The organism is Arthrobacter sp. R3-55 (assembly GCF_054161505.1).
Genome location: NZ_CP096423.1, coordinates 1,292,539 through 1,318,534, shown reverse-complemented (window position 1 = coordinate 1,318,534; position 25,996 = coordinate 1,292,539). Strand labels below are relative to the sequence as shown.

At 63.2% G+C, this 25,996-nt stretch carries 26 protein-coding genes; 12 read left to right on the top strand and 14 right to left on the bottom strand.

Annotated elements, in window-relative coordinates; all coding sequences use genetic code 11:
• Positions 1-65 precede the first annotated feature (65 nt).
• The 6 genes from M1D51_RS06180 (at position 66) to asd (ending at position 5,013) form a co-directional block, all read left to right on the top strand.
• On the top strand, positions 66-1,727 hold the full coding sequence (locus M1D51_RS06180) for a hypothetical protein (RefSeq protein ID WP_458108946.1): 1,662 nt from the start codon (positions 66-68) through the stop codon (positions 1,725-1,727).
• On the top strand, positions 1,724-2,116 hold the full coding sequence (locus M1D51_RS06175) for a GntR family transcriptional regulator (RefSeq protein WP_458108945.1): 393 nt from the start codon (positions 1,724-1,726) through the stop codon (positions 2,114-2,116). The genes M1D51_RS06180 and M1D51_RS06175 overlap by 4 nt, the downstream gene beginning before the upstream one ends.
• Positions 2,113-2,916 carry a thymidylate synthase gene (locus M1D51_RS06170; protein WP_011775634.1) on the top strand — a complete coding sequence of 268 codons (804 nt, stop codon included), beginning with the start codon at positions 2,113-2,115 and terminating at the stop codon, positions 2,914-2,916. Before M1D51_RS06175 ends, M1D51_RS06170 begins: the two co-directional genes overlap by 4 nt.
• On the top strand, positions 2,913-3,506 hold the full coding sequence (locus tag M1D51_RS06165; RefSeq protein WP_458108944.1) for a dihydrofolate reductase: 594 nt from the start codon (positions 2,913-2,915) through the stop codon (positions 3,504-3,506). The genes M1D51_RS06170 and M1D51_RS06165 overlap by 4 nt, the downstream gene beginning before the upstream one ends.
• Positions 3,507-3,526: 20 nt before the next feature.
• Complete coding sequence (locus M1D51_RS06160) at positions 3,527-3,751, top strand: NF038396 family protein (protein ID WP_172325131.1); 225 nt, start codon at positions 3,527-3,529, stop codon at positions 3,749-3,751.
• Positions 3,752-3,858: 107 nt separating this feature from the next.
• Complete coding sequence (gene asd, locus M1D51_RS06155; RefSeq protein WP_458108943.1) at positions 3,859-5,013, top strand: aspartate-semialdehyde dehydrogenase; 1,155 nt, start codon at positions 3,859-3,861, stop codon at positions 5,011-5,013.
• A 144-nt stretch (positions 5,014-5,157) separates the two neighbouring features.
• Here the strand turns inward: asd and M1D51_RS06150 are convergent, their stop codons facing one another.
• Complete coding sequence (locus M1D51_RS06150) at positions 5,158-6,291, bottom strand: winged helix DNA-binding domain-containing protein (protein WP_458108942.1); 1,134 nt, start codon at positions 6,289-6,291, stop codon at positions 5,158-5,160.
• An 85-nt stretch (positions 6,292-6,376) separates the two neighbouring features.
• Here M1D51_RS06150 and M1D51_RS06145 point away from each other — a divergent pair, with 85 nt between their 5' ends.
• Positions 6,377-6,856 (top strand): hypothetical protein, encoded by a 480-nt coding sequence (locus tag M1D51_RS06145; protein WP_458108941.1) that lies wholly within the window; start codon positions 6,377-6,379, stop codon positions 6,854-6,856.
• Positions 6,857-6,979: 123 nt separating this feature from the next.
• On the opposite strand, the gene M1D51_RS06140 is transcribed toward M1D51_RS06145, so the two are convergent.
• The 7 genes from M1D51_RS06140 to M1D51_RS06110 all read right to left on the bottom strand — a co-directional run bounded on the left by M1D51_RS06140 (position 6,980) and on the right by M1D51_RS06110 (position 12,580).
• Positions 6,980-8,047 carry a UDP-N-acetylmuramate dehydrogenase gene (locus M1D51_RS06140; RefSeq protein WP_458108940.1) on the bottom strand — a complete coding sequence of 356 codons (1,068 nt, stop codon included), beginning with the start codon at positions 8,045-8,047 and terminating at the stop codon, positions 6,980-6,982.
• Positions 8,048-8,056: 9 nt separating this feature from the next.
• Positions 8,057-9,403: an MFS transporter gene (locus tag M1D51_RS06135; RefSeq protein WP_458109551.1), complete on the bottom strand. Its 1,347-nt coding sequence runs from the start codon at positions 9,401-9,403 to the stop codon at positions 8,057-8,059.
• Between the two features lie 41 nt (positions 9,404-9,444).
• The gene (locus tag M1D51_RS06130) at positions 9,445-9,882 is read right to left on the bottom strand and encodes a MaoC family dehydratase (RefSeq protein WP_458108939.1); all 438 of its coding nucleotides are present in this window, start codon (positions 9,880-9,882) and stop codon (positions 9,445-9,447) included.
• Between the two features lie 2 nt (positions 9,883-9,884).
• Entirely contained in the window at positions 9,885-10,334 is a 450-nt protein-coding gene (locus tag M1D51_RS06125; RefSeq protein WP_172324654.1) for an FAS1-like dehydratase domain-containing protein, read from the bottom strand.
• Between the two features lie 71 nt (positions 10,335-10,405).
• Positions 10,406-10,630, bottom strand: coding sequence for a DUF3188 domain-containing protein (locus tag M1D51_RS06120; protein WP_172324652.1), 225 nt, complete (start codon positions 10,628-10,630; stop codon positions 10,406-10,408).
• A gap of 169 nt (positions 10,631-10,799) precedes the next feature.
• Positions 10,800-11,714: a DUF2797 domain-containing protein gene (locus M1D51_RS06115; RefSeq protein ID WP_458108938.1), complete on the bottom strand. Its 915-nt coding sequence runs from the start codon at positions 11,712-11,714 to the stop codon at positions 10,800-10,802.
• Positions 11,715-11,716: 2 nt separating this feature from the next.
• Positions 11,717-12,580 (bottom strand): HpcH/HpaI aldolase/citrate lyase family protein, encoded by an 864-nt coding sequence (locus M1D51_RS06110; RefSeq protein ID WP_172324648.1) that lies wholly within the window; start codon positions 12,578-12,580, stop codon positions 11,717-11,719.
• Between the two features lie 368 nt (positions 12,581-12,948).
• Between M1D51_RS06110 and M1D51_RS06105 the strand changes: the two genes are divergently transcribed.
• The 4 genes from M1D51_RS06105 to M1D51_RS06090 all read left to right on the top strand — a co-directional run bounded on the left by M1D51_RS06105 (position 12,949) and on the right by M1D51_RS06090 (position 16,812).
• Positions 12,949-13,974 (top strand): ABC transporter substrate-binding protein, encoded by a 1,026-nt coding sequence (locus M1D51_RS06105; protein WP_458108937.1) that lies wholly within the window; start codon positions 12,949-12,951, stop codon positions 13,972-13,974.
• Between the two features lie 2 nt (positions 13,975-13,976).
• Entirely contained in the window at positions 13,977-14,864 is an 888-nt protein-coding gene (locus M1D51_RS06100; RefSeq protein WP_458108936.1) for an ABC transporter ATP-binding protein, read from the top strand.
• Positions 14,864-15,775, top strand: a complete 912-nt coding sequence (locus M1D51_RS06095) for an ABC transporter permease (protein WP_458108935.1) — start codon at positions 14,864-14,866, stop codon at positions 15,773-15,775. Before M1D51_RS06100 ends, M1D51_RS06095 begins: the two co-directional genes overlap by 1 nt.
• Positions 15,776-15,879: 104 nt before the next feature.
• Positions 15,880-16,812 carry a TauD/TfdA dioxygenase family protein gene (locus M1D51_RS06090; RefSeq protein ID WP_458108934.1) on the top strand — a complete coding sequence of 311 codons (933 nt, stop codon included), beginning with the start codon at positions 15,880-15,882 and terminating at the stop codon, positions 16,810-16,812.
• A gap of 97 nt (positions 16,813-16,909) precedes the next feature.
• On the opposite strand, the gene M1D51_RS06085 is transcribed toward M1D51_RS06090, so the two are convergent.
• From M1D51_RS06085 to M1D51_RS06065, 5 genes are all read right to left on the bottom strand, one after another.
• Positions 16,910-17,869, bottom strand: a complete 960-nt coding sequence (locus tag M1D51_RS06085) for an aldo/keto reductase (RefSeq protein ID WP_458108933.1) — start codon at positions 17,867-17,869, stop codon at positions 16,910-16,912.
• 43 nt (positions 17,870-17,912) lie between these two features.
• Positions 17,913-19,667 (bottom strand): glycoside hydrolase family 13 protein, encoded by a 1,755-nt coding sequence (locus M1D51_RS06080; RefSeq protein WP_458108932.1) that lies wholly within the window; start codon positions 19,665-19,667, stop codon positions 17,913-17,915.
• Between the two features lie 76 nt (positions 19,668-19,743).
• Complete coding sequence (locus M1D51_RS06075) at positions 19,744-20,619, bottom strand: carbohydrate ABC transporter permease (RefSeq protein WP_458108931.1); 876 nt, start codon at positions 20,617-20,619, stop codon at positions 19,744-19,746.
• Positions 20,619-21,596 carry a carbohydrate ABC transporter permease gene (locus tag M1D51_RS06070; RefSeq protein ID WP_458108930.1) on the bottom strand — a complete coding sequence of 326 codons (978 nt, stop codon included), beginning with the start codon at positions 21,594-21,596 and terminating at the stop codon, positions 20,619-20,621. Before M1D51_RS06070 ends, M1D51_RS06075 begins: the two co-directional genes overlap by 1 nt.
• 24 nt (positions 21,597-21,620) lie before the next feature.
• Positions 21,621-22,895, bottom strand: a complete 1,275-nt coding sequence (locus tag M1D51_RS06065) for an ABC transporter substrate-binding protein (RefSeq protein WP_458108929.1) — start codon at positions 22,893-22,895, stop codon at positions 21,621-21,623.
• Positions 22,896-23,146: 251 nt separating this feature from the next.
• Here M1D51_RS06065 and M1D51_RS06060 point away from each other — a divergent pair, with 251 nt between their 5' ends.
• On the top strand, positions 23,147-24,379 hold the full coding sequence (locus M1D51_RS06060) for an ROK family protein (RefSeq protein WP_458108928.1): 1,233 nt from the start codon (positions 23,147-23,149) through the stop codon (positions 24,377-24,379).
• 16 nt (positions 24,380-24,395) lie between these two features.
• Here M1D51_RS06060 and M1D51_RS06055 read toward each other — a convergent pair whose 3' ends face one another.
• On the bottom strand, positions 24,396-25,967 hold the full coding sequence (locus M1D51_RS06055; RefSeq protein ID WP_172322820.1) for a Na+/H+ antiporter: 1,572 nt from the start codon (positions 25,965-25,967) through the stop codon (positions 24,396-24,398).
• Between the last annotated feature and the right edge of the window lie 29 nt (positions 25,968-25,996).

Sequence of the window (25,996 nt, the reverse complement as noted above, 5' to 3'; positions counted from 1 at the left end):
CCACACGGCTTGACCCCTGCAACTTTGTATCAGTAGATTGACACAAAAGATGTGGGGGTCTTGCCGTGGTTGTCATACCAACCTTGTTTTTCCTGGCGCCGGTAGTCGGTGCCATCATCGTGTACCTGTTCCTGCGCCTGCAGGTCTGGTCCAAGCCCGATGCCCAATCTGTTGCCTCGCACGGTTTATGGGTGGGCATCATCGGGTGGATGGCCAGCTCACTGCAGGGTGCCATGAATGCCGGGATCATGCGCGCGAATCCCATGGGATCGAACGCCCCTGCAACTCCGGACCAGATCGCCACCGCCCTGGGCTGGCCAATCGTCGCCTGCCTCACCGTCCATGCCCTGGGGCAGTTGAGCTACCCGGCACCGAAAGCCCCGCGCAGATACGCTGAACTCACCGTCCGCAGGATCCGCGACTTCCTTCCCCGCAGGCTTGCATGGACCACCGCCGCAATCTTCGCGGTCGCAGCGCTGGCCATCGCGTGGATCGGGGCCCTTCCAAGCCACACGCCGGTACTCCCTACACCCCCGGGCCAGGCACCACCCCAGGGCAGTGCCTATCCCTACAACGGGTACATGGGTCAAGGCCAGGACGGCCGGATTCCCGGAGCAGAGCTGGCCGCCTGGCTCGGCGCGGCCTTGGTGGTCCTGGCACTGGGAACCGTGCTGGTACTTCTCCTGATCGCCCGCCGCCGCCAGCTTGAGACCCTCGATGGCGACGACAACCGAACACTCCGGACCATCGCCACCAGCCGACTGCTCCGGACGGTCTGCACCATCGCCGCCGGCCTGGCTGCCATCGCCGGCAACTTCGCCGCCCAGCCCGCACCGGGAGCCCTTTGGCAATCGTCGTGGTTCAACGTCCTGGGCCTGGTCAACATGGTGGTCCTCCTCATGATGTGGTGGTGGCGGGTTCCGGAATTGCCGTCGCTGCAGAAAGCGGCCAAGACCACCAGCGCAGCAACACTCCGCGCCGATCCCCGAACGCACCCCGCTGCACGATTGAGCATTTCCCTCGGAGCGGCCCTGGGAGTGGTGGGCGGACTAGCGTTGGCCGCCGGCTACGCAGCAATACTGTTCCCGCCCCGGCCACCTGCCGTGTGGTCCTTCCCGGTGTTGACGGGCATTGTGGCCGCGCTGCTCCTCGCAGCCATCGCTGCGGGCGACCTCCTGGCCGCCAGGAATTACGGCACACCCGACGCTCCAGTCCACTGGCCTAGACAACCCGTCTCCAGGGGCCTGCTCTCCTTCGCCATTGGCAGCACCCTGGTGCTGGCCCTGGCGGTTGCTTTCGCTGTGGCCGGGGAAACGCAGCCCTTTGATCCGAAAGCCTGGCCGGCCGCCGTTCTTACTACTGTCATGGTTGGGCTCGCCGGCGCAGCAGCTATCCTGGCGGTGCGTCGCCGTCGTGGTATCCCCGAGGCAGGCGGTAATGCGGGACTGGACGCCGCGCTCCGGGCCATCAGCATGTACAGGATCGTCCGGACCCTGGCAGCGTATGGTCTTGGCCAGGCGGGCGCGCTGCTGTGCAGCACCGGCAACGCCTGGTACGGTGTGTTCCCGCCCGCACCCAGTCCCGATCCCATCGGACCCAACCCTGGAATCCCTATCGGCATCGCCCTGATCGTCGTTGCGCTCCTGGTCGCTGTGACTCCGGTGCGGAGCTTGTTCAGGAGCATTCCACGGGGTGGCGCCGTCAAACAGGGAGAACACGCACAATGACCGCCGGGATCACGGTGGACCTCTCGGATCCTGTCCCGCCGTTCGAGCAGATCCGCCGGCAGCTCAGCTCACTCATTGCAGTAGGGGTCCTGGCACCCGGCAGCCGCTTGCCCACAGTGCGCAGCCTGGCCGCCGATCTCGGCATCGCCGCGGGAACAGTGGGGCGCGCGTATAAGGAGCTGGAGCAGTCCGGACTGATCGAATCACGACGACGGAACGGGACTATCGTCGTCGGCCCGCCACCAGCACCCCACGGCACTGTCCGTTCGGATGCTGCGGTGATGGCCGCCGTCGACGATTTGCTCCGGACGGCGCGTGAGGCCGGCATTGGTGACGACACTCTCATAGATCTGGTTCGGGGCAGGCTGACCAGTAAGCTGGACTCGTGAGCATCCCCACCCCTTATGAAGATCTTCTGCGCGACGTCATGGCCAACGGCACGCATAAGTCGGACCGTACCGGCACCGGAACGCGCAGCGTCTTCGGCCGCCAGTTGAGGTTCGATCTTGCCGAAAGCTTCCCGCTCATCACCACCAAGCGGGTCCATTTCAAGTCCGTGGCAGTAGAGCTCCTGTGGTTCCTGCGCGGTGACTCCAACGTGAAGTGGATGCAGGACCAAGGCGTGTCCATCTGGGACGAGTGGGCGGATGCCGACGGCGAGCTCGGCCCCGTCTACGGCGTCCAGTGGCGCAGCTGGCCGACCCCCGACGGCGGGCACATCGACCAAATCTCCGAGCTCATGACCAACCTGGCCGCCAACCCGGACTCACGCCGGCACATCGTGTCCGCATGGAACGTCTCCGAACTCAAGGACATGGCACTGCCGCCATGCCATGCGTTCTTCCAGTTCTATGTGGCCGACGGAAAATTGTCCTGCCAGCTCTACCAGCGCTCCGCGGACACATTCCTGGGTGTCCCCTTCAACATTGCCTCCTACGCCCTGCTGACCCGCATGGTGGCGCAGCAGCTTGGCCTGGAGCCGGGCGAATTCGTCTGGACCGGCGGCGACGTCCACGTCTACGACAACCACGTTGACCAGGTTGCCGAGCAGCTCAGCCGTGAGCCGTACGAGTACCCGCAACTGAAGATCCTCCGGAAGCCGGACTCCATCTTCGACTACACCCTGGACGACTTCGAGGTTGTGGACTACCGCCACCACCCCACCATCAAGGCGCCGATCGCCGTATGAGCACTTCCGGGAATCCCTCGCAGCTGCCCGGCGTCATCTTCACGCAAGAGACCGCCGCCAGCATGACCGGCATCGGCATGGTGTGGGCGCAGACAAAGTCCGGCGTAATCGGCAAGGACGGCTCCATGCCGTGGCACCTGCCCGAGGACCTCAAGCACTTCAGCCAACTCACCACCGGGCATCCCGTCATCATGGGCCGCAAGACGTGGCTGTCATTTCCGGAAAAGTACCGTCCCCTTCCGGGCCGGACCAACATTGTGGTGACCCGCAATGCAGGCTGGGCATCCACGCCCGAGGCGGAGGGCGCCGTCGTGGTTTCATCCCTGGACGCGGCCCTGCTGGAATCCCAGTTCGCCCCCGGTGGCCAGAAGGTCTGGATCATCGGTGGTGGCGAGATCTTTGAGCAGTCCATGGAAATCGCCAATCTGGCGGTCATCACCATCATTGACGCCGACTTGGAGGGTGACACCTTCGCCCCCGAGCTCGGTGATGACTGGGCGTTCGACGCCGTAGCCCCGTCCGAAGGCTGGCTCACCGCCAAAAACGGCACCAACTACCGGTTCACCACATGGCGCCGGAACGCAACCTAGGAAAGCCAAGAGAGCTGAGCATGCTGAAGAAACCTGAAACGCTGTTTGTGCTGGGCTATATGCTGCTGCCGCTCTTCGCCCTGATCTCCGCCATTGTGGGACTGACCATGATCCTGGGCGGCAACAAGATTGCCGGGATCATCGTGCTGATCGTTGTTACGCAGGTGTTCGCGTTTGGAGCCTTCTTCGCCCTGCGCAAGCGCAAGGCCGTGCTCCTGCAAGAGCACGACGCCGGCACCCCCTAACCAGCGCGGCAGGCCTCCGCGGCCGCTTGGGCGGGTATCGGCGTCGTGCAGGGCGTGCGTGACGTAACCAACAGCGGCCCTGCGTCCCGAAAGTCTAGACTTGTTCAATGACTACAGCAGCTAATCCGTCCGTTGGACTGGTCGGTTGGCGTGGCATGGTTGGTTCCGTCCTGATGCAGCGCATGCAGGACGAGAACGACTTCGCCAACATCAACCCGGTATTTTTCTCCACCTCGAACGCAGGAGGTGCCGCCCCGTCGTTCCTGAGCTCTACCGATGGTGATCCTGGCAAGCTCGAGGATGCGTTCGATATTGAGACGCTGGCCAAGCTGCCGATTATTGTCACCGCCCAAGGTGGCGACTACACCAAGCAGGTCCACGGTGAACTCCGCAGCCGCGGCTGGGACGGCCTGTGGATCGATGCTGCTTCCACCCTGCGCATGAACGATGACTCGATCATCGTGCTGGACCCCATCAACCGCGACGTGATCGACGCCGGACTGTCCGGTGGCGTGAAGGACTTCATCGGCGGCAACTGTACGGTTTCCTGCATGCTCATGGGCCTCGGCGGCCTGTTCAAGAACAACCTGGTGGAGTGGGGGACCTCCATGACCTACCAGGCTGCTTCAGGCGGCGGCGCCCGCCACATGCGCGAGCTCCTCAACCAGTTCGGCACCCTCAACAACGAGGTCAGCAGCGAACTGGAAGACCCTGCCTCGGCCATTCTCGAAATCGACCACAAGGTCCTCGCGGCCCAGCGCACCGGCGTTGACGCCACCCAGTTCGGCGTGCCGCTGGCCGGCTCCCTCATTCCGTGGATCGATGCCGACCTCGGCAACGGCCAGTCCAAGGAAGAGTGGAAGGCCGGGGTGGAGACCAACAAGATCCTCGGCACCGGAAACGGAACCGCCGGCAAGGACCACATCGCCATGGACGGCCTGTGCATCCGCATCGGTGCCATGCGTTCGCACTCCCAGGCCCTCACGCTCAAGCTGCGCGAAGACCTGTCAGTCACCGAAATCGAGAACCTCCTGGCCAAGGACAACGAGTGGGCCAAGGTAGTTCCCAACACCAAGGAAGCCTCCATGGCGGACCTGACCCCCGTGGCAGCTTCCGGCACCCTGGACATTCCCGTGGGCCGTATCCGCAAGCTCGAAATGGGCCCGGAGTACATCAGCGCCTTCACCGTTGGCGACCAGCTACTGTGGGGTGCAGCCGAGCCGCTGCGCCGCATGCTGAACATTGCAACGGGCAAGCTCTAGAACGTTCCCTCGGGTACGTCGAAACCCGCTGTTCCGTTGCTGGTCCGCAACAGAACAGCGGGTTTCCGACGTTCCGGGGTTAGTCAGCGGCGCCGTGTACAGCGGGGGCTTGCTCAGTGGGGGCTTGCTCAGCCGGGGATTTGCTCAGCCGGCCATGAACTTCGCATAGGCCCTGCCTTGTGCCTCAAAGGATCGTCCGGCGGCCGTTCCCAGCTGCCCCGCGAACGGTTCCGGGAGCACACCTACGGATTTGCCGTTCACAGTCCTGGCCCACGTTCCCACCACCTCTCCCCCTGAGACAATGATGCGCTTGAACACGCCGTTCTTGCCTGGCACTACCTGCTCGGCGTATTCCGGGGCCAGCACCAGGCTCCGGTCCTGGTAGCCGAGCAGGAACTCATCGAAGCCCGGAAGAGCCAGCAGCGAGCGTGAGCCGGGGACGCCGTCGTCGAGCATTGCAGCAGTCTCCGGCGACATCCAATAGCTGGTGCCGCGAAGCGGCAACTCAACCAAGTGCCCGTGCAGGCTCTTGAGCGCCGCACGCGCCTCAGTGAGCGGGATTTGGCTCCACCAGGCAAAGTCCTTGATGGTGGCGGGGCCGTGGCTCCTGAGGTAGCGGAACAACAGCTCTGCTATGCCCTCCTCCCGCTGAAGCACCCGGGAATTGGGTATCCATTCCTCAAAGGGCACAAACAGCTGCTGCAGGCCGGCTTTTCCGGCAGAAGCGGCCATTGGCCCCTGAACCAGCCACGCACGCTGGCACAGACTTCCCAGCAAGTGGATGCCCCGCTGTGCCGTAGTGCTCTGCCCTGCTTCTTCAAAGGCTTGGAACAGCTGCTCCCGGGTGGCACCATGGGCGCCCTCGGATGCCTTGAGGCCCTCCGTTGTTTTGTGGGCGATGTCCCGGCAATGGCTGATGTCGTCCTGGGTAATGCCGAGTTCACGGTGCCGTCCGGCAACCGCGGTCATGAGGCGGCCACTGGTGATGTCCAGGATCCAGCGCAGGTCCTCGGGGGCCAGCAGGTGCAGCGTCCCCCGCATGGGCCAGGAGCGGACCACTGTCCCGGCGTCCAGGGCAGCCCTGACGTCCGAGGCCCGCGTGCCGGGGACGCGCTGACCCACGGCCCACAGCGCGTGGCCAAGGTCCTGGGCCTGCATCGCGGTCATCCAACGGACCGCGTCGGCTACAGAAGGAAAGCCGCCGCCCAACAGGCCCTGGCTGACGAGCCGCAAACGGCCCATGATGCGTGGACTGGGGTTCTGGTGGGCTAGGGCCATGCTTCATCCTAAAAGGGCCGGCATGCACAGGGAACCTTGCCGCGCCTCCCAGCCCTCACCCAGCGTGGGATCCTAGGATGGATTCATGCTTTTTGGAGATCTTGCCCCGTTTGTGCGGCCGATGAGCCGGTGGTTGGCTACCGCCGGCTGGTTCTGCGCGCTGGTGGGACTCGGTGCCGGGCTGATCGTTGCAGTGGGTACGGGTGTCAGCCTGTCCCCCTCAATGCGGGCCATCCAGACAGCCAGCCTTGTAGCGACCGCCGCAGCCGCACTTCTCATCGGCACCGCCGCGGCCAGCCAACCCGTATCCGGCCGTGATGACCAAGCGCCCGAGCCATGGTTCTACCCGACAGCCGCCGCGCAGGTCCGCAGCTTCCTGGTAGGGGCCATCGTCATGCTCCTGGGTTTGGTGGGCTTCGCCGCTGCCGGCCTGTTCATGCCCAGCGGACCATCGCCGCAGAGCATCGCCTTCAGCCAGATCTTCCTTCTAGGCTCGGTCAGTTGCGGGCTCACGTTCCTGCTGCTCAACAAGATCCTGCCGATTGCGGAGCGGCGGACCCGCTAGGCCCTGACGGCGTCGCGCGCTTGGCGTCTTTTGGCCGCGTTGCGACTTCGCCGAGGGGCGGGATCTCGACCGAAAGATCCCCCTATTCCCGCGAGATCCAACCCCTCGCGAGCTGGCAAGTCCCTAAAGCGAAACGCCGATCAGCAACGGTTCCGGGTGCAGTTCAATACCAAAACGCTCGACGACGCCGTCCCGCACCTCACGCGCTATGGCCACCATGTCCGAAGCCGATGCTGAACCCCTGTTGGTGATGGCGAGGGTGTGCTTGGTGGACAGGGAAGCCCGTCCACCGGAGATACTGCCTTCTTCCAGGCCGAAACCTTTGCCGAATCCGGCCTGATCGATCAGCCAGGCAGCGGAGAGCTTCACCAGTCCGTCATCGCCGGCGGGATACTTGGGTGCGTTCTCCGGCAACTTGGCGGCGAGTCCTGTCTCCACGATCGGGTTGGTGAAGAATGAGCCGGTTGAATAGGTATCCCGGTCCGCTGGATCCAGGACCATGCCCTTGGACGCGCGGAGCCGGAGGACTTCACGTCGCACATCGTTGGAGTAGGCGCGTTTGCCGGGCTCGACGCCCAGGACCCTTGCCAACTCCGCATACCGGATGGGGGCGCTCATCCGGCCCAGCGGCAACTGGAACTCCACAGTGAGCACCACGTAACGGGGCGAGCCCTCAACGGTGGTCTGCTTCAGGATGGAGTCGCGGTATCCGAACTTGAGCTCGGAGTTGGTGAAGGTCTGCACTGCATTGCGTTGGCGGTCCCATGTTCGGACGGCTGCGATGGTCTGGGAAACATCCGCCCCGTAAGCTCCCACATTCTGCACAGGGGTGGCACCGGTGGCACCCGGGATTCCGGACAATGCCTCGAGGCCGGACCACGCGTGCAGCACTGAGTGTTCCACCAGGGCGTCCCAGTTGTGGCCCGCCTGTACTACCACCGAGACCCCTCCGCAGCTGTCCTCGGAGTTGACCGTGAATCCCTCGGAGGCGATCTTCAGGACCGTCCCGGGGTAGCCGTCGTCCGAGATCAGGAGGTTGGAGCCGCCCCCGATGATCAGGAGCTTCCGGCCTGCAGCGTCAGCGGACCGGACGGCGTCGATAATTTCAGCCTCGGTGCGGGCCTCAACATAGTTGCCCGCGGGGCCGCCAACGGCAGCAGTGGTCAGTTCGGAAAGCAGCGTTTGGGTCACCAATCAAGCCTAACGGGCTTCGTTGGCCTCAGCGGACTTTGCCGCCTGTTGGCCGGCCAAGGGCGCCAGGAAGAAGCTGACAACCAGAAGTGCCAGGGGCGCCAGCAGTGAATGCAGAATGCCGAAATGTTCGGCCAACAGCCCCAGGAGCGGAGGTCCGCACAAGAAGGCACCGTAGCCGATGGTGGAGACCACCGATACCCGGGCAGCGGCGTGGACGGGGTCATCTGCCGCAGAGGACATCCCCACCGGGAAGCCGAGGGATGCGCCCAGTCCCCACACCGCCAAAGCCACGAAGGCGAGCCATGGAACCGGAGCGAAAACGAAGAGCGCGAGGCCCACGACGGCGGTTGCCGAGCACCAGCGCATCACCACCACACGGCCGAAACGGTCTAGGATGACCGTCCCGGTGAAGCGCCCGATGGTCATGAACGTGACGAAAAGCCCATAGCCGACAGCGCCTGCAGCGTCGCTCTGCCCGTAGCCGTCCGCGAGTGCCAGGGCCACCCAGTCACCGGCGGCTCCTTCGGCCAGTGCCAAGCCGAGGACCAGGACGCCGATCAGCAAAGTCCGGCGGTCACGCCAGGCAAGTGCCACCAGCCGTTTATTATCCAGCGGAGGGGCGGCATTGCCGGCGCCCTGTTGAGAGTGCGCCGATTCGGGAGTAACAGCCGGTTCGGGAGTAACACCCGGTTCGGGAGTAATAAGGGGCAGGGGGCCGGTGGAAGGATCCTGGAAGGTATCCGTTTCCGTCGAACGATAGCTCTGCGCAGTTGAAGAGGTGGCAGCTGCGGCGGTCTTCTCCGCGCGGAACCAGAACGTGGCCGTAACAACGGACGATGTCACCACAACACCGGAGATCAGGAAATGCCAGAACACCGGCATGTGGATGGCAGCAGCCCACGCACCGAACCCTGCAGCGGCTACGGTTCCAAGGCTGAAGGCGCCGTGCAGGTGCGGCATGATGTGCCGCTCCAACTCGCGTTCGAGTGAGGCCCCTTCCACATTGGAGGCGGTGTTCCAACTGGCTGTACCCAGGCCAAGTACCACCAAGCCTGCCGCTACCACCAGGGAGTTTGCCGCAATGGAGGTGCCCACACCCACCGTGACCAGGCCCGCACCCACCATGCAGCTGCCAATCCTCGTGGTCAGCTTGGGACCGAGCCGCAGCACGATGAGGCCGGAGGCGGAGATCGATATGAACGAGGCCACCGTCATGCACATGAGCAACAAGCCGATGCCGCCCGGGGTGAGGTTCAATCCATCGCGGATGGCGGGCAGTCGGGATACCCACGTGGCGAACGCGATGCCGCTGGCCGCGTAGGAGGCAAGAACAGCGGCGCGCCACCGCGACATTTCAGTCGAGGTGGCGCGCCGTTGAGAGGTGTTCGATTGGTTCAAGAGACCTTCACAACCGCCTGGGACTTCATGAGGACTTTCTGTCCGGCCGCCATGACGGTGAGGTCAATACGCGCGGTGCGGGCGTCGGCGTCGAGCGCTCCTACAACACCGGTGACGTCGATGACAGCACCGGCGTCATCGGTTCCGGTCGTGTCGGTTACGAGGACAGGCTTGGTGAAGCGGGTCTGATAGTCGACGACGGCGGCGGGATCGCCTGCCCAGTCACTCACCAACTGCACGGCGGCACCCATGGTGAACATGCCGTGGGCGATGACGCCCGGCAGTTCCACGGAGGTCGCGAACGACTCATTCCAGTGGATCGGGTTGAAGTCGCCCGAAGCCCCTGCGTACTTGACCAGGTCCTGGCGGGTGACGTCAATGCTGCGGGTGCCGATTTCCTGGCCGACCGTCAGTTCTTCGAATGTGGAGCTCATGGTTACTGTCCCTCTCCGCGGACCAGGATGGATGAGGTGGTGGTTGCGACCTTTTCGCCTGCCACGGTGGAAATCTCGGAGCGCGTGGTGATCATGGCTCCGCCGCCCATGGCACGTACACCGTCCACATGAAGCTCGGCGACCAATTGGTCACCGGCAACGATGGCGCGGTGGTGCGTGAACCGCTGGTCGGCGTGGACCACGCGGGAAAAATCGATGCCCGACTCCGGGTCCTGGACCAGCTGGGCGTCAGCACGCTGGGCGACGATGATGGCGAACGTTGGCGGGGCTACGAGGTCACTGTGGCCCAAGGCCTTGGCGGCCTCGACATCGAAGTGCGCGGGGTTGCCGGCTTTCACAGCCTTGGCGAACTCGCGGATCTTTTCACGACCGACGTCGTATACCTCTGCGGCAGGGTAGCTTCGGCCCTGCAGGTCCGGATTGATACTCATGCTCCAACCCTATCGGGCTGCGGGGGCCGGGGGCAGCGCCTTGATCCGGGAGCACGAAGTTCGGTGATGGATTACTTTTTATAGCCCTTGCGGATCTTCTGGCCCCGGACCACGAGTCCGCCCACGTGCAGGAGCAGGCCCACGCCAATGATCGGCAGCGAAGCCATCGCAAGGCCTTGGTTCCCGGAGGTGTTCCCGACAATGGACAAGATGAGTCCGACAGCGATCAGCCCCATGGCGCTGAACACCAGGACTTTGTAAGCAGTGGAGGCGTTGGCCCAGAATTCGTCTAGCACCGTCCAAGTCTACTGGTGCATCAGCGTGCGTTGCCGAGGGGTTGGCTCTCAAGGGAAAGATGGGCTCATACTCCCGAGAGCTCGCCCCTCGGCGGTCAGAGATGTCGCCCCTCGGCGGTCAGAGATGTCGCCCCTCAGCGGAGAGAGACGTCGCCCCTCGGCGGAGGAACTAGAACAAGGAGTCCTGCAGCGCCGGGATTTCCGTCAGGTGCGGGCCGAACTCGATCTTCCTGCCCTTCAGGGCGCCCAGGTCCGCCACGAAGCTGCCCTCGATTTCGTTACCCGAGGCGTCGGGAAGACCAGCCAGGGCGATGGCGCCGGACAGGGCGTGGACGCGCAGGCCATGCCCGCCGGCGTCGAAGGTTGCCGGGTATGGATGGCGGCCACCGGCACCGGCGGTGCAGAGCCGTTCTGCCAACTCAGGCCGTTCCCACTCTTCCTCCACAACGGCATAACCGGTCATGGCCAGGCCGCCTAGCAACTCGCGCACCCGGCCGGCATGCTGCCGGTTCAATGCCAAAAGCTCGACGCCGGCACGCGGCTCCACCAGGCCTGCCACTTTGGAGCCAGAACGGACTTGTTGGACGAGGCCGAGCTCGCGGGTGACCATGTCCTCGAGGACGCGGACTACCCGGCCGTCCTCGGCGTGGGCCACATAGGAAGCGTGCACGGCGCCCTGCTCAGCAAGCCGGTTCCACTTTCGCGGCGCGGAGGCCGTGCCTACTTTGGTGGCACCGTTGGCGAAGGTGGCGACGTAGAGCCAGTGCGGCTGCATGAGGTAGGCACGGAGCCCGGCGGGAACGGAGGTGCCACGGTGGAAATCGTGCATCAGCCGGGAGTCGTCCCGGGCAAAACAGGCCCCGCATTGTTTCCCACGTTCTGCTGGGGAACTACCGCGGCAAGGAACGTGCGTGCGATCCCCCGGCCCGTGGACTTTAGTGTGTCCAAGGCACCATAAGCCCGGGATAACGCGCAGGCCCAGGGCTGAGCCCCGGGCCAACGCAATATCAGTGAACCCCGCGTCCGGTGTGAACATACGCAGGGAAGGGGACGAAGAGTCCCAAACGACTCCGTGAACCAGCATGCCTACAGGGAAGGCTGGACTCCGAAAGCCACTGCAAGCTTCATGATCTTCTCGGCGCGGCCCAAACGCGGGAGGTCGGAGCCGTCGCGGATGACCCGGCCGTTGGCCTCGAAGTCGTTCATGAAGTCCGTGGCCCAGGCAACATCCGACGGCGTGGGGCTGATGACCTCGTTGATCACGGTGGTCTGGTCGATGGCCAGGCAGAGCTTGCCGGTCATGCCCATGGTCACCGTGATGCCCGTCTGCTCACGCAGGATGGGGTGGTTGGTACCGACGGTGGGGCCATCGATGGGGCCCGGCAGGTTACCGACACGGCTGGCGACCACCAGTTTGGCCCGCGGGTAGGCCATGGCTTCCGGTGTTGCTGCCATGCCGGTGTCGCGGCGGAAGTCGCCGGAGCCGAAAGCGAGGCGGAACGCACCCTGGGCGCGGGCAATGTGGTTGGCTTCCTCGATGCCGAGGGCGGACTCAACCAGGGCAATCACGGGAGTCTTGCCGTCCATGCGGTGGTAGGACTCAGTGACCTGGTCTGCGGATTCGGTTTTGGCCAGCATCACGCCGAGCAAGCCCGGCGTGCCGCGGAGGCCGGCGAGGTCGTCGGCCCAGAACGGGCTGGTGGCGTCATTGATGCGGACCCACGCCTGTCCACCGGCGGTCAGCCAGTTCACGACGTTTTCACGGGCTGCGTCCTTTTGCGAAGGGTCAACGGCGTCTTCGATGTCAAGGATGATGGCGTCTGCACGTGAACCCGCGGATTCATCAAAGAGCTCCGTTTTCATGGCGTTCACAAGGAGCCACGAACGGGCAATGTCGGCGGGAATGTTGCGGGTGGGCCGAATGGACTCGGCGGCGATGCTAGACGTCATGTATCTACCGTATCCGCCCGGCGGCTCGCAGGGCGAAGAAATGCGCCCGGTTGTGAGGATCAATACGAACTAAACCCCATATGACTGTGGGGTCCCTCAGTATGAAGGCCCGACGACGTCCGCGCCAGTCATGTGCAGCTGACGCGTAGCTGTTGTTCATGGAACTCAACGCAGCGTCTTTGTGTCCTCCGGTTGCCAGGGAAGGCCCAGGATTTCGCCCTGTTTCGGGCTGTTTCGCAGCGTTTCCGGCCGTTACCCGGGCACTTCCCACACAGCACCACCATGGGCTTTCATCGTTCCCAAGCCGTTGCACACGTTCCACATAAGCCGGCCGCCCAACACCCTGCAATCCATCGAAAGTAGCTCCCATGAAACTGCATCTGCCCCTGCTGAGCGTCGCGGCCGCCGTCGTACTAGCGCTGACGGTGTCCGGCTGCGGCGGTGCAGCCGAGGCCGGACAAACCGGCCAGGCCGGAAACGAAGTGAAGGAACTTCGCTACCAGGGATCAGCCAACAACGTGACGTTCCCCGAACTTGCCGCGGACCTCGGATACCTGGGCGACCTGAAACTGAACTGGGTAGGCAACACCACCAGTGGACCCCAAGACATCCAATCCGCAGCCACCAACCAGACCGACGTTGGCGGCGCCTTCTCCGGGGCGGTGGTGAAACTCATCGAGGCCGGAGCCCCCGTCAGGGCTGTCACCAACTACTACGGCTCGGACGAGAAGACCTTCAGCGGGTATTACGTGAAGGCCGACAGCACCATCAAGGAGCCCCGGGACCTGATCGGCAAGAAGATCGCCGTCAACACCTTGGGCGCCCACCATGAAGCGGTCATCAATACCTGGCTGACCAAGAACGGCCTGAGCCAGGACGAGATCAAGCAGGTACAGCTGGTCCCCCTGGCGCCGAACGATACCGAGGAAGCGATCCGCCGCGGCCAGGTGGACGCCGGAACGCTGGGCGGTGTGCTGCAGGACAGGGCCATCGAAGCCGGCGGCCTGCGTTCCCTTTTCAGTGACGTGGAGCTGTTCGGCACCTTCGCCGGCGGCCAGATTGTGCTCCGCAGCGACTTCATCGAGAAGAACCCCACCACCACCCGGACGTTCACCACCGGAGTTGCCAAAGCGATCAAGTGGGCCGCAGAGACGCCCCGGGAGGAAGTCATTGCCCGCTTTGCCAAGATCATCGAGAGCCGCGGCCGCAACGAAAGCACGGCCAACCTGAAGTTCTGGAAGAGCCCCGGCGTCCCGGACGCGGGCGTGATCAAGGACGAGGACTTCACCCGTTGGGAGGCGTGGCTGAACGCCTCGGGAATTGTGAAGGACAAGCTCACGCCCTCCAAGTACTACACGAACGAGTTCAACGATCTCGCCTCGAAGAAGGGATAGTCATGACCGCGAAAATCAGCCTCCGGAACGTCACCAAGGAATTCACGGTCCGGGCCACGAAGACCACCAGCGCCACCCGGCTCACCGCCATCGACTCCCTCAGCCTGGACGTCCGCGACGGCGAATTCCTCACCTTGGTGGGGCCCAGCGGTTCGGGCAAGACCACGCTTTTGGACTTGCTGGCTGGCCTCTCAACGCCGACCTCCGGCGAGGTACTGGTCGATGGCAAGCCTGTGACGGGGCCGGGCAAGGACAGGGCCGTCGTCTTCCAGCAGTATGCGTTGTTCCCGTGGCGGACGGCCTCAGCCAACGTCTCGATCGGGCTCGAAGGCACGGGTCCGGATGGAACCAAGCTCAACCGGCGCCAACGGGCTGCCAAAGCCAGCGAATACCTGGCGCTCGTGGGGCTGGCAGGTTTCGAAGACCGTTACCCGCACGAACTCTCCGGCGGCATGAAGCAGCGCGTGGCCATCGCCCGCAGCCTGGCCTACGAGCCGGACGTGTTGCTGATGGACGAACCCTTCGCCGCCTTGGATGCCCAGACCCGCGAGCAGTTGCAGGATGAGCTCCTCAGGATCTGGAAAGCCACGGGCAAGACCATCGTTTTCATCACGCACGGCATTGACGAGGCTGTTTACCTCGGCGAGCGCGTTGCTGTGCTCAGTGCCCGGCCGGGCCGCCTCAAGGAAATCGTGGACATCACCATTCCGGACCGTGAAAGCGACGAGGACATCCGTTCCAACCCTGCTTTCGTTGAGCACCGCCATCAGGTCTGGACCCTTTTGCACGACGAAGTCCGCCGTGCCCAGGACGCCGGCCACCGAAAAATCCTGCCGGACGGCAGCGCACCGGACGAACCCGCAACCACCATCGAAAGGAGCGCGGCCTGATGACCACCACGCTCATTGAAACAGAAGCCGCTCCCAAGGCGGGCGCCACAGCTGACCCAACGGTCGTCGTCGAACGTTCACCTCAGGATGCTGCTGAACGCACGACGCCGGTGCGCGGCAGACTGCGGCGGGTGGCCTCCGCTGCCGGTTCCGTCCTCTGGAAGTCCACAGCCGTCCTGGTTTTCCTGGCGCTGTGGGAGCTGGGCCCGACGTACTTGGCGAGCCCCTCCACCCGCGTGTTCCTGCCGCCACTCCATGAAGTGCTCCTTGCATGGGGCAAGCTCTTCGAAGCAGGCACCATCCAAGGGCACATCGCGGCCAGCCTCACCCGTTCGGTGGCAGGCTTCGGGGCGGCACTGGTGGCCGGGGTCTCGCTGGGTTTGCTCATTGCCTGGTACGGGCGGCTGAACTCGGTCCTGAACCCCCTGCTTGAGCTGTTCCGCAACACTGCTGCGCTGGCTTTGCTTCCGGTGTTCACGCTGCTGCTGGGGATCGGCGAGGAATCGAAGATCAGCATCGTGGCCTACGCCGCGTTCTTCCCGGTGCTCTTGAACACCATTGCCGGGGTGAAGACCGTGGACCCGCTCCTGATCCGGGCAGCACGTTCTTTGGGGCTCAACAGCTTCCGCCTGTTCCAGAAGGTCATCCTGCCATCCGCGGTTCCCACGATTTTCACTGGCATCCGTATGGCCGGCACGGCGTCCATCCTGGTGCTGATCGCGGCGGAAATGGTCGGAGCCAAAGCCGGGCTGGGTTATCTGATCGTGAACGCCCAAAGCAGCTTCCTGATCCCGGATATGTATGCGGGCATCCTCACGGTGTCCTTGCTGGGCCTCGGCGTGAACTTCCTGCTGGTGGCCCTTGAACGGCACTTCTCCCGCTGGCGGACCGCCGTAGGTGCCGGTGCCTAGTACCAACCAGCTTCCCGGAACCACCATCTTCCTGGAACCAACCCGCTTCCCGGAACCAACCCGGGGCGCCTGCCGCAACCATCACAACAAGTAAGGAACACATCATGACCGTCATTACCGAAACCAAACTCGGGTTCGCCAAGCTGGGCTCCCGTATCGGCGCCGAAATCCGCGGGCTGGATATCAGCGGAGACCTGAGCGAAGAAACTGTGGCGCAGATCCGGGCAGCGCTCAACGAGCACAAAGCGTTGGTGTTCCGCGAAGCCAACATCTTCAATGACGAGGCCCAGGTAAAGTTCGCCTCGCACTTCGGGCCGCTGACCAAGGCGCATCCCACGGTGGCCTCGGTGGACGGCGAGGAGAACGTCCTTCCCGTAGACAGCGAGAACGGCTCGGCCAACAACTGGCACACCGACGTCACGTTCGTGGTCAACCCGCCGCAGGCTTCAACGCTGCGCAGTATTGATCTCCCTGCCTACGGTGGCGAGACGTTGATTGCCTCCTCTGCCGGCGCTTACCAGGACCTCCCGGAGGAGTTGCGCAGCTTCGCGGATAACCTTTGGGCCATCCACACCAATGATTATGACTACTCGGTGCCCAAGAACCTGGAGCACTCCAACGCCGAAGAGCGGCGCAAAGAGTTCACCCGTCTGAAGTTCGAAACCGCCCACCCTGTGGTGCGGGTCCACCCCCTGACCGGCGAGCGCGGATTGTTCATTGGGGGCTTCGCGCAGCGGCTACGGATTGTGGGCCTGTCCAACACCGAATCCAAGGACATCATCCGCCTGCTGCAGGCTTACGTGACGCGTCCGGAGAACGTGGTCAGGGTGAACTGGGAGCCCAACCAGGTGGTCCTGTTCGATAATCGCATCACCCAGCATTGTGCCCCGGACAACTACGATGGCCAGCCGCGCAAGCTCAACCGCGTGACCATCGCGGGCGACATTCCGGTGAGCATCGACGGCAAGCCCAGCCAGGCATTGCAGGGTGACTCGAGCAGCTACTCCGTGGTGGCTCCGATCAGCAGCGCCTCCTAGCCATGTGTTGCTGTCCCCACCCAACTGAGTCGCAGTTGTGCGCGTTTTGAGAGGTCATGGCGCGCACAACTGCGACTCAGTTGGGTTAAAACCGGGGTTAGGGGATGTTGTTTCCCCGGGCTGTCACCCACAGTCCATACCACTGGGCACGAGTCATGTCCTCAGCCACAGCCGCGGCATCGCTACATGCCTTGATGCGCCCGGGATTGGTAGTGCCGATCACCGGCGAGATGCCGGCCGGGTGCTTCATCAGCCAGCCCAGCAGCACTGACTCCGGCGTGGTGTCCTTCTCCCCCGCCAATTTTTCAAGCATCTCCGCGGCCGCCGATTCCGCCGGCGATAATTCCGCAGCCGGTGCACCCGTATAGCGCCCTTGCGCCAAAGAACCATACGCCTGAAGTTCAATTCCCCCAGCCATGCAGTGCTCCAGGGTTCCGTGCGGGAAACTGTACCCCGGCCCTTCTGCGTGGTTGACCAGCACAGTGCTCTCCAGCCAGTCCCGGCGCAGCAGGCTCATTTCCAGCTGGTTCGCCACGATGGGCGTTGCCAGTTCATCCTGCAGGAAGGCGATCTGGGCGCCGGACATATTGGACACGCCCAACTGCCGCACCTTGCCTTCCGCCATTAACTGCCCGACGGCGTCCGCCACCTCGCGCGGGTCCATCAACGGATCGGGCCGGTGCAGGAGCAGTACGTCCACGTAATCCGTCTGGAGTCGTTTGAGGCTCCCGTTGACCCGTTCAAGGATGGCCTCGCGGCTGAGGTCGTAGTGCGTCTGGAGTCCGCGCTCCCCAAGCCTGATTCCGCATTTGGTCTGCAGCTGGATCTTCTCCCGCAGACCCTGCGAACGGGCGAGGACTTCACCAAAGACGGCCTCGGACTTTCCGCTGCGATAGATATCCGCATGATCGAAAAGTTCAATGCCAATCCCCTGGGCGGCTTCAACCACCGCAGCGGCCTGATCAATCTCCCCGGCGCCGTAGGAGGTACCATCCCACGGGCCGCCGAGTCCCATGCAGCCGTATATGAGGCGTCCCCGCCCGTTCGCATTCGTCATGACTTCAGTATTCAGCCCCGGTGTCCCGTCTTGTCCCCGGCGCTTACGCGTTGCTGACAATCCATGCGGTGGTGTCCGAAGGCAGCTTGCCATCCTCCAGCGGACCGCTGGTTACCACTACGTCCCCTGCAGGCAGTTCAACAGCTTCGCTGCCGAAGTTAGTGATGACGTGCCAGCCACCCGGGCGGCTGAAGTGCAGCACGTCCTGGTTCGCGGTCTCTACCCATTCAAGTTCCTCGCTGGTCTGGAGTTCGCTGCGCAAGTGCAGTGCCTTCCTGTAAAGCTCCAGCGTGGAACCTTCCACTCCGTCCTGCGTGGAAACTGCGTAGTCCTTGAACCACTCCGGCTGTGGAAGATGTGCTTTACCCGCACCGAAACCGAAAGACGGGCCTTCTGCGGTCCACGGCAGCGGTACACGGCAACCGTCACGGCCAATCTCAACGCCGGGGTTGCGGAAGAAGGACGGGTCCTGGCGTTCGGAGTCAGGAATTTCGGCGACTTCGCGCAGGCCGAGTTCCTCACCTTGGTAGAGGTAGGCAGAACCGGGAAGCGCGAGCAGCAGGAGCGTCGCGGCGCGGGCACGACGCAAGCCGAGTTCGACGTCGAGCTCTTCAGCCGGTGCGCCGGCCAGCAGCCAGCCCTTGCCGTCCTGGCCCTTGGGTTCGCCGCCGGTGATGTCCTGCGCCGCATTGGTTCCCTGCGCTACCGATCCACCCTTGGGCAGGCCGTAACGGGTGGCATGGCGGACAACATCGTGGTTGGAGAACACCCACGTGGAGGAGGCCCCCGATTCCTTGGCAGCCACGAGGTTGTCCGTGATGATCTTCCGGAACGACCCGGCGTCGTAGTCGGACTGCAGGAGGTCAAAGTTGAACGCCTGGCCCAGTCCCTCGGGGCTGGCGTAACGGGAGCGCCGTGACTCGTGGACCCAGGCCTCGGCGACGGCGGTGCGCGGCGGGTTGTATTCGTTGAAGAGCTTGCGCCACTCGGCGTAAACCTCATGCACCTCATCACGGTCCCAGAACGGGTGTGAACCGTCCGTGAAACCGTCCGTGCCATGGGCTTTGGCTTCCAAGTCAGCCTTCATGGGCAACGGCTCGGATAGGTCCTTGGCCATGCCGTGGGCTACGTCGATGCGGAAACCGTCCACGCCCCGATCCGACCAGAAGCGCAGGGTCTTCAGGAAGTCTTCCCTGATCTCCGGGTTCTCCCAGTTGAAGTCCGGCTGCTCCTTGGCAAAGATGTGCATGTACCACTGTCCGGGCGTGCCATCAGGCTCGGTGATCCGGTCCCAGATGGGTCCACCGAACACGGAGTCCCAGTCCGACGGCGGCAGTTCCCCGTTTTCGCCCCGGCCGTCACGGAAAATGTAGCGCTCGCGTGCCGCTGAGCCCTTGGGCGAGGCCAGGGCTTCCTTGAACCACTCATGACGGTCCGAGGAGTGGTTGGGAACGATGTCCACCACGATCTTGATGCCGGCGGCATGCAGGGCTGCGGCCATCTCGTCGAAGTCCTCCAGGGTACCCAGCTTCGGGTCCACATTGCGGTAGTCATCCACGTCGTAGCCGCCATCCGCGAGCGCGGAAGGATAGAACGGGCTCAGCCAGACGGCGTCGATCCCCAGCTCCTTCAAATACGGGACTTTGGCCGTGACGCCCTTGAGGTCACCGAGCCCGTCACCGTTCGCATCGTAGAAGCTGCGCGGGTAGATCTGATAGACGGCCGCTTGGCGCCACCAGTTCGGATCGGACATGCGGCCGGCGTCTGTACGGTGTGCCTGGGTGGCGGAAGTACTCACGAAACTCCTTTGATTTAGATTCTAAATTTATCTTCCCGACCAGTATGAAACGGCTGCCCGGGAAGGTCAACAATGGTTAGCCCTTGACCGCGCCTTGCGTCACGCCGGCCATGACCCATCGCTGCGTGAACAGGTACGCGACAATCGCCGGTGCCATCGCCATCAGGTAGGACGCGAAGGACACGTGGTAGTTGTTGCTGAACTGCGTCTGGAACAGGTTCTGCCTCACGGGGAGCGTCTGCATTGCCGGATCGGAAATAATCAACGACGGCATCATGAAGTCATTCCACGCGTACAGGAACGCGAAGATCCCCACTGTTGCGCTCATGGGTGCCAGTAGCGGAAAAATCAGCTTCCAGAAGGTCTGCCAGGTGGTTGCGCCGTCTATCCTGGCGCTCTCTTCCAGTTCCATGGGGATGGACCGGAGGAACGCAGTGAACAGCAGCACACTGAAACTCAACTGGAACATGGTGGCCAGCAGGATAACGCCGAACGGGTTGTCCAGGCCGAGGCGGCCGGTGAGCTGGATCTGCGGCAAGGCAACCACGGGGAAGGGAATGAACATTGCGCCCAGAAGGTAAAAGAAGGAATACCTGAAGATCCGCCGCTCCCAGTTGCGCACGATCGCGTACGAGGCTAAGGCAGCCAGGATGATCGTGGCCAACACCGTCCCGGCTGTCACCAGCAACGACATCGCCGCTCCCACGGGGAAGTTCGTCAGGGTCCAGGCCTGGACGAAGCCGTCGAGGCTGAACGGGGCGGGAAAGGAGAAAGCATTGCCGTCCACCGCCTGCCCCTGGGTCTTGAACGCCATGGAAACGGTGACATACAGGGGAAGGAGCACGGTCACTGCGCAGAGGACCAGGACAGTGGTTGCCGGCCAGTTGACGCGTTCAACTTTGGTGCCGGATTTGCTGGAGGCCGGTTTGGTGGTCATCGAGGTGTTGGTCATTAGAGTGCATTCCGTCCGCGGGTCAGCGAGAGCTGTACAAGAGAGATCAGGATGGCCACCACGAAGAAGATCGTGGCGTTGGCCATTTGATAGGCGTAGTCGCCGCCATTGAATCCGGCAATAACAGTCATCGCGATACTTCTGGTTGAGGTTCCCGGGCCTCCGTTTGTCAGCCCCACGATGATGTCGTAGGCGTTGAGGAAGCCTTTGAACCCGAGAATGATGTTGATGACCACATAACCGGCCACCAAGGGAAGCGTGATCTTCACCAACTGCTGGAATTTGCCGGCACCGTCGATTTCCGCCGCCTCATAGACATCTCCGGGAACGGCCACAAGCCCGGCAATGTAGATGAGCAGGGCCCCTGGGACCGCCTGCCAGGCAGTGACAAGCACAACTGCGATCCAGGCAAGGTCCGGGTTGGCGAGCAGGCTGCTTTCCAGCCAGGGAACTCCTGTTGCGGCACCGAGCGATGGCAGGGAGTTGGAGAACAGGAAGTTGAAGACGTAGGCGATGATGATGCCCGAAACCACCATGGGGATGACGAAGATGGTCCGCAGCGCCGTCTTCATACGGATGCGCGCGGTGAGCCCGACGGCAAGAAGGAAAGCCACCAGATTGACGGCAATGACCGTCACTATGGAGAAGCCGAAGGTGAAAAGGTAGCTCTGCAGGATGGCTGGGTCACTGAAAATCGCAATGTAGTTGGTCAGGCCAACAAAGTCCCAGTCGCCAATGCCGATCGAGTTGGTGAAGCTGAAGAAGATTCCGATGATGCCAGGGACGGTGATGGCCAGGGTGAAAAGGACGAGGCTGGGCACGAGGAAGACATAGAAGATGGGCTCAACGCGACGCTTGCTGCGCGGATGCCGGGGACGTGGCCCTTGATGGCCTTTCGCGCGCCGACTCCGCGGGGGCAGATCCTGGTTCCGGCGGCTGTGACCGGAGGTGGTGGTTGGGGTGCTGATGCTGGACATGTGTCTGACTCCCTATGGTCTGCACTACTGGCGGAACGCCAGGCGCGCCCAATCTGCGTCGAGTGTGCTGAGGGTGGATGCCGGATTTGCGCCGAACACGAGTGCTTGGGTGTAGTTCATGATCGGGATGGTGCGGGGAACCAGCACGGAAGGACCCTGATAGACCTTGGCGTCCTCGTAGTACTGCACCATCCCCTCGATCCGGGGATCGGGAACCACTGCGGAGTCCTTGGTAGGGGTGAAACCCAACTGGGATTTGTTGTAGGCCTCAATGACTTCCGGCTGGTAGAGGTACTCCAGGAACTCCCGCGCAGCGTCTTTGTGCTTGGAAGCCTCCGGAATCCACGCCGCGAGGTCCACATTCACGCGAACCCGCAAGTCAGCGGGGTCCTCGGTCATCGGCAGCGGAAAGGTACCGAGTTTGAGATCGGGTGCGGTCTTGGCGATCTCGCTGAACGCCCACGGGCCCTGCAGGTACATGGCAGCCTTGCCCTGCGAGAAAGCCAGGTTGCCATCGCCGTACGCCCGGCTTGCAGCGTCCTTGTTGACGTAGCTCCTGGCCAGCGTCAACATCTTCTGCACAGGCTGGTCAAAGTCCTTCCGGAACGACGTCGAGGACTCCGGCCCCACGTCCACGCCCTGGGCCGCAAGCTTCTTGAAGAAGTCAAGAGTGTCCACTTGGCCACCCACAGAGTAGTCAAACCACCCCTGGGCGATGGTCCAGTCATCCTTCCACGTGGCATAAAACGGCGTAACACCCGCGGCTTTCAGCTTCTCGCAGGCCGCGATCAATTCGCTCCAGGTGGTGGGCACCTTGATGTTGTTGGCCGCGAAGATGTCCTTGTTGTAGATCACCGAGGACGCCATGACCGAGTACGGCAGGGCACTGGTCCGGCCGGGATAGGAACCGTACTGTTCCATGAGCGGTTTGAGGTCTTCACGGATGCGGGAGGACGCCTCCGTACCGGACAGATCGCTCAACGCGCCGCGCTGGACGAATCGCGAAGTCTCCATGTTGTAGTTGGCAAGGGCAATGTCCGGCGGATTGCCGCGAACGAAACTCGCGGACACGACGTCGACGCCGGAAGTGTCCAGGACCACCTCGGTATGGTCCTGCGAAACGTTGTAGTCGGCGACCAGTTTGGTCATGAAACCAATGGCTTCCCGTTTGCTGAACGTGAAGCGGATGGTTTCCTTGCCCGTTTGTCCCGAGCCTGAATCTTCGGCGCAGCCTGAGAGGAGGCCTGCGAGCAGCGCCAAACCCAACCCCATTGCTGCGAAGCGTTTCCTGTGTGTCATTTTCACAGACACCGTTGCCCTTTCGTTTCGCGGGCCTCAGTGGCCGCATGTGCATCGGACGGCGGATGATGCGCCTCGCCGCCCGAAGTTTAGATAGGAGCTAAATTTACGTCCTATCGGTAACCATGGTGAGTGATGGGCGCCACAGGGTCAAGCGTTCGCCCAAATGCGTCGACATTTAAATTTATGTACTAAATTTAGAGAGACCGCTCTATCATTCCGATGGCGGCAGAAGAAGTGGGAGCTTTCGAATGCAGACCGGGACCGCACCGTCGACGCAATTGGTTCGAAGGGTCAACGCCACGGCAATGCTCAAGGCCATGCGCGGCGCGGGAATACTCACCGGAACCGAGCTGATGGCTGCCACCGGACTCTCCCGCGCCACCGTCATTTCCATCTGCGACGAACTCGTCCGGCTCGGCTGGCTCCAGGAATTGGAGAACCAACGAGGAGCCGGTGACTACGTCAAGGGCAGGCCTGCCCGCCGTTTCGCTTTTGACGACAGTGCGGCCAGTGTGATCGGGATCGACATCGGCGCCACCAAGATCACTGCGATCGTGGCCGACATGGCCGGAACGCCACTGTCCAGGGTCACGACGCCGTTCCGCACCTACAACGTTCCGGCCAATGAACGCGCGGACGTGTTGGACCGGATTGCCGCGGATGCCTTGGAGAAGGCCGGCGTAACTGCAGACTCAGTTCTTGCCGTGTCCGTTGGCGTTGCTGCCCCGGTGAGCCGGGAGGGCGAGGTCCTCAGAGCACAGGAATTCTGGAAGTCATTCGACGTCCGCCGGATAGTCTCCGAGCGCCATGGCTGGCATGTACTCCTGGAAAATGATGCAAACCTCGCCGCCTTGGCAGAACGGTGGCAAGGCACCGCGCAAGGAGTCGACAACCTTGTGGTGATGCTGGCAGGAGACCGCTTGGGATCCGGCATCCTCGAATCCGGCCGGCTGCTCCACGGGCATGTGGGCGGCTTCGGCGAGCTGGGATTTCTGGACACCGTGGATGGCGTCGGTGACACCTACGGCATCGCCCACTATGCAGCGCTGTGGGGCAGGGAAGCCCTGGTTGCCGGCGCGGAAACAAAGATGCGGGCCCTCTGCGGCGATGATCCCCAAACCTTGACCGCGGAGATGGTGTTCAGGGCAGCAGCGGACGGCGACGAAGCAGCCGGCGGTGTCCTGGACCGCATGGCGCACCGGATGGCCCGGGTTGTTGGTTCCATCAGCACCTTGGTCAACCCTGAGCTGGTGGTTATTGCCGGAGCCGTCGCAGCATCTGCCGGTTCCCTGATCCCGGCGATGGAACAGCAGATACCGGACTTCACCTTCACTCCCCCACGGCTGGCAACCTCCACCTTGGGAGACGGCATCGTGTCCCTCGGCGCCATCCGCCATGCATTGGACTACGTCGAAGAGCATGCGTTGGATTTGTATCCGGCTTCTGCCTCACATCAGATGGCCGCCGCCGGTCCGGCATAGATCTCCCGGCGTTGCCTTAGTCCGGCATCGACATCGTTCGCAGGTCCAGTTGCCGGAGGACGCGGTCTGCCACCTCGGGATCGGTTCCTGGCTCGTTGCGGGCAGCCACCACTTCCTGGCGGGCGGCGTCCAGGGCAATGGTCTGCACGGCGATGGACAGTTCCCGCCCACGCTTGCGCTTCTCGGCAACGGATTCATTCTGCAGCGTGCCATCCAACAACTCCGCATGGAGACGCCGCATCTTCTCCTTCACAAGGGCCACCTTCTCGGCGGGGAGTTCCTTCATGAGGTCGTGTTCCTTCAAGGCTGCAACAGCGGCCGATTGCGCCCGCTTGGCCAAAACCTTGGCAGCGTCCTGTTCATGTGATCCGTCCTCGGTTGCGTGCAGCACGCGCATGAGCCAGGGAAGCGTCAGGCCGGGCAGGACCAAGGTGGCCAGGAGAACCGCGCAGGCAATGACCAGGATCTCGTGGCGGGCCGGGAACTCGCTGCCGTCCGGCAAGGTCATGGGGAGGGCCAGGGCGAGGGCGAGGGTAGCCAGGCCACGCATGCCGCACCAGGTCAGGATCAGCACTTCCTTGGGCGAAGTAGGTTGCAGCAGGTTCCTGCGCTTGCGTGCGGTGAGGGCAAGGAGTCCCAGCCAGAGGAAGCGCACCACAAAGACCAGGATGCAGATCACCACGGCCATGCCGATCATCCCGAAGATGGCAGTTCCTTCATCACGGATGACGTGGCGGATTTCCAGCCCCACCAAGCCAAAGGCCAGCCCGGTGGCCAGCAATTCCACCACATCCCAGAAGGCAGTGCGGGTGATGCGCTCGGCCGCGTCCTGCGGCCGCGTATGGCGCTGGAGTTCCAGGGCAGTCACGACGACGGCCACCACACCGGAGGCGTGCAGCTCTTCGGCGAGGATGTAGGCGGCGAAAGGAACCACCAAGGTGACAGCACTGCGGGCAACCATGGAGGTCACCAGTTGGGTGATGAACTTGGTCAGCCATCCCATCGCGATGCCGATCAAGACCGCCAGCGCTGCCCCGATGACAAACTGCGGAATGACTTCCGGACCCACGTCCTTGCCGGACATGGTGGCAGCCACCGCCGCTTGGAAGATCACGATCGCTGCGGCGTCGTTGAAGAGTCCTTCGCTCTGGAGGACCGTGATAAGCCGGCGGGGCATGTGGACCCGGCCGGCCACGGACTCCACGGCCACAGGGTCCGGAGGTGCCACCATGGCACCCAGCGCAATGGCAGCGGGGATACCGATGCCCGGGATCATGAGCCAGGCAGCACCGGCCACCACGGCAGTGGAGACCACCACCAGGGCCACGGCCATCAGCAGCAGCGTGCGCCAGCGTACGCGGAACACTGCCCAGGAACTCTTCTGCGCCGTGGCGAACAGCAAGGGTGGAAGGAAGATCGGCAAGATCAGTTCAGGCGAGATCTCAAACTCGGGAAAGCCCGGAATGAACGTCAGGGCAACCGCCAGGAGCAGCATCAGGACCGGGTAGGGAAGCCTCAGCTTGTCCCCCAGGCCCACTGCCACCACCGTTGCAAGCAGCAACCCGACAATGAGCGCCAACTGATCCATTTTCCTGCTTCCCCTGAGGTTGTGCGGCA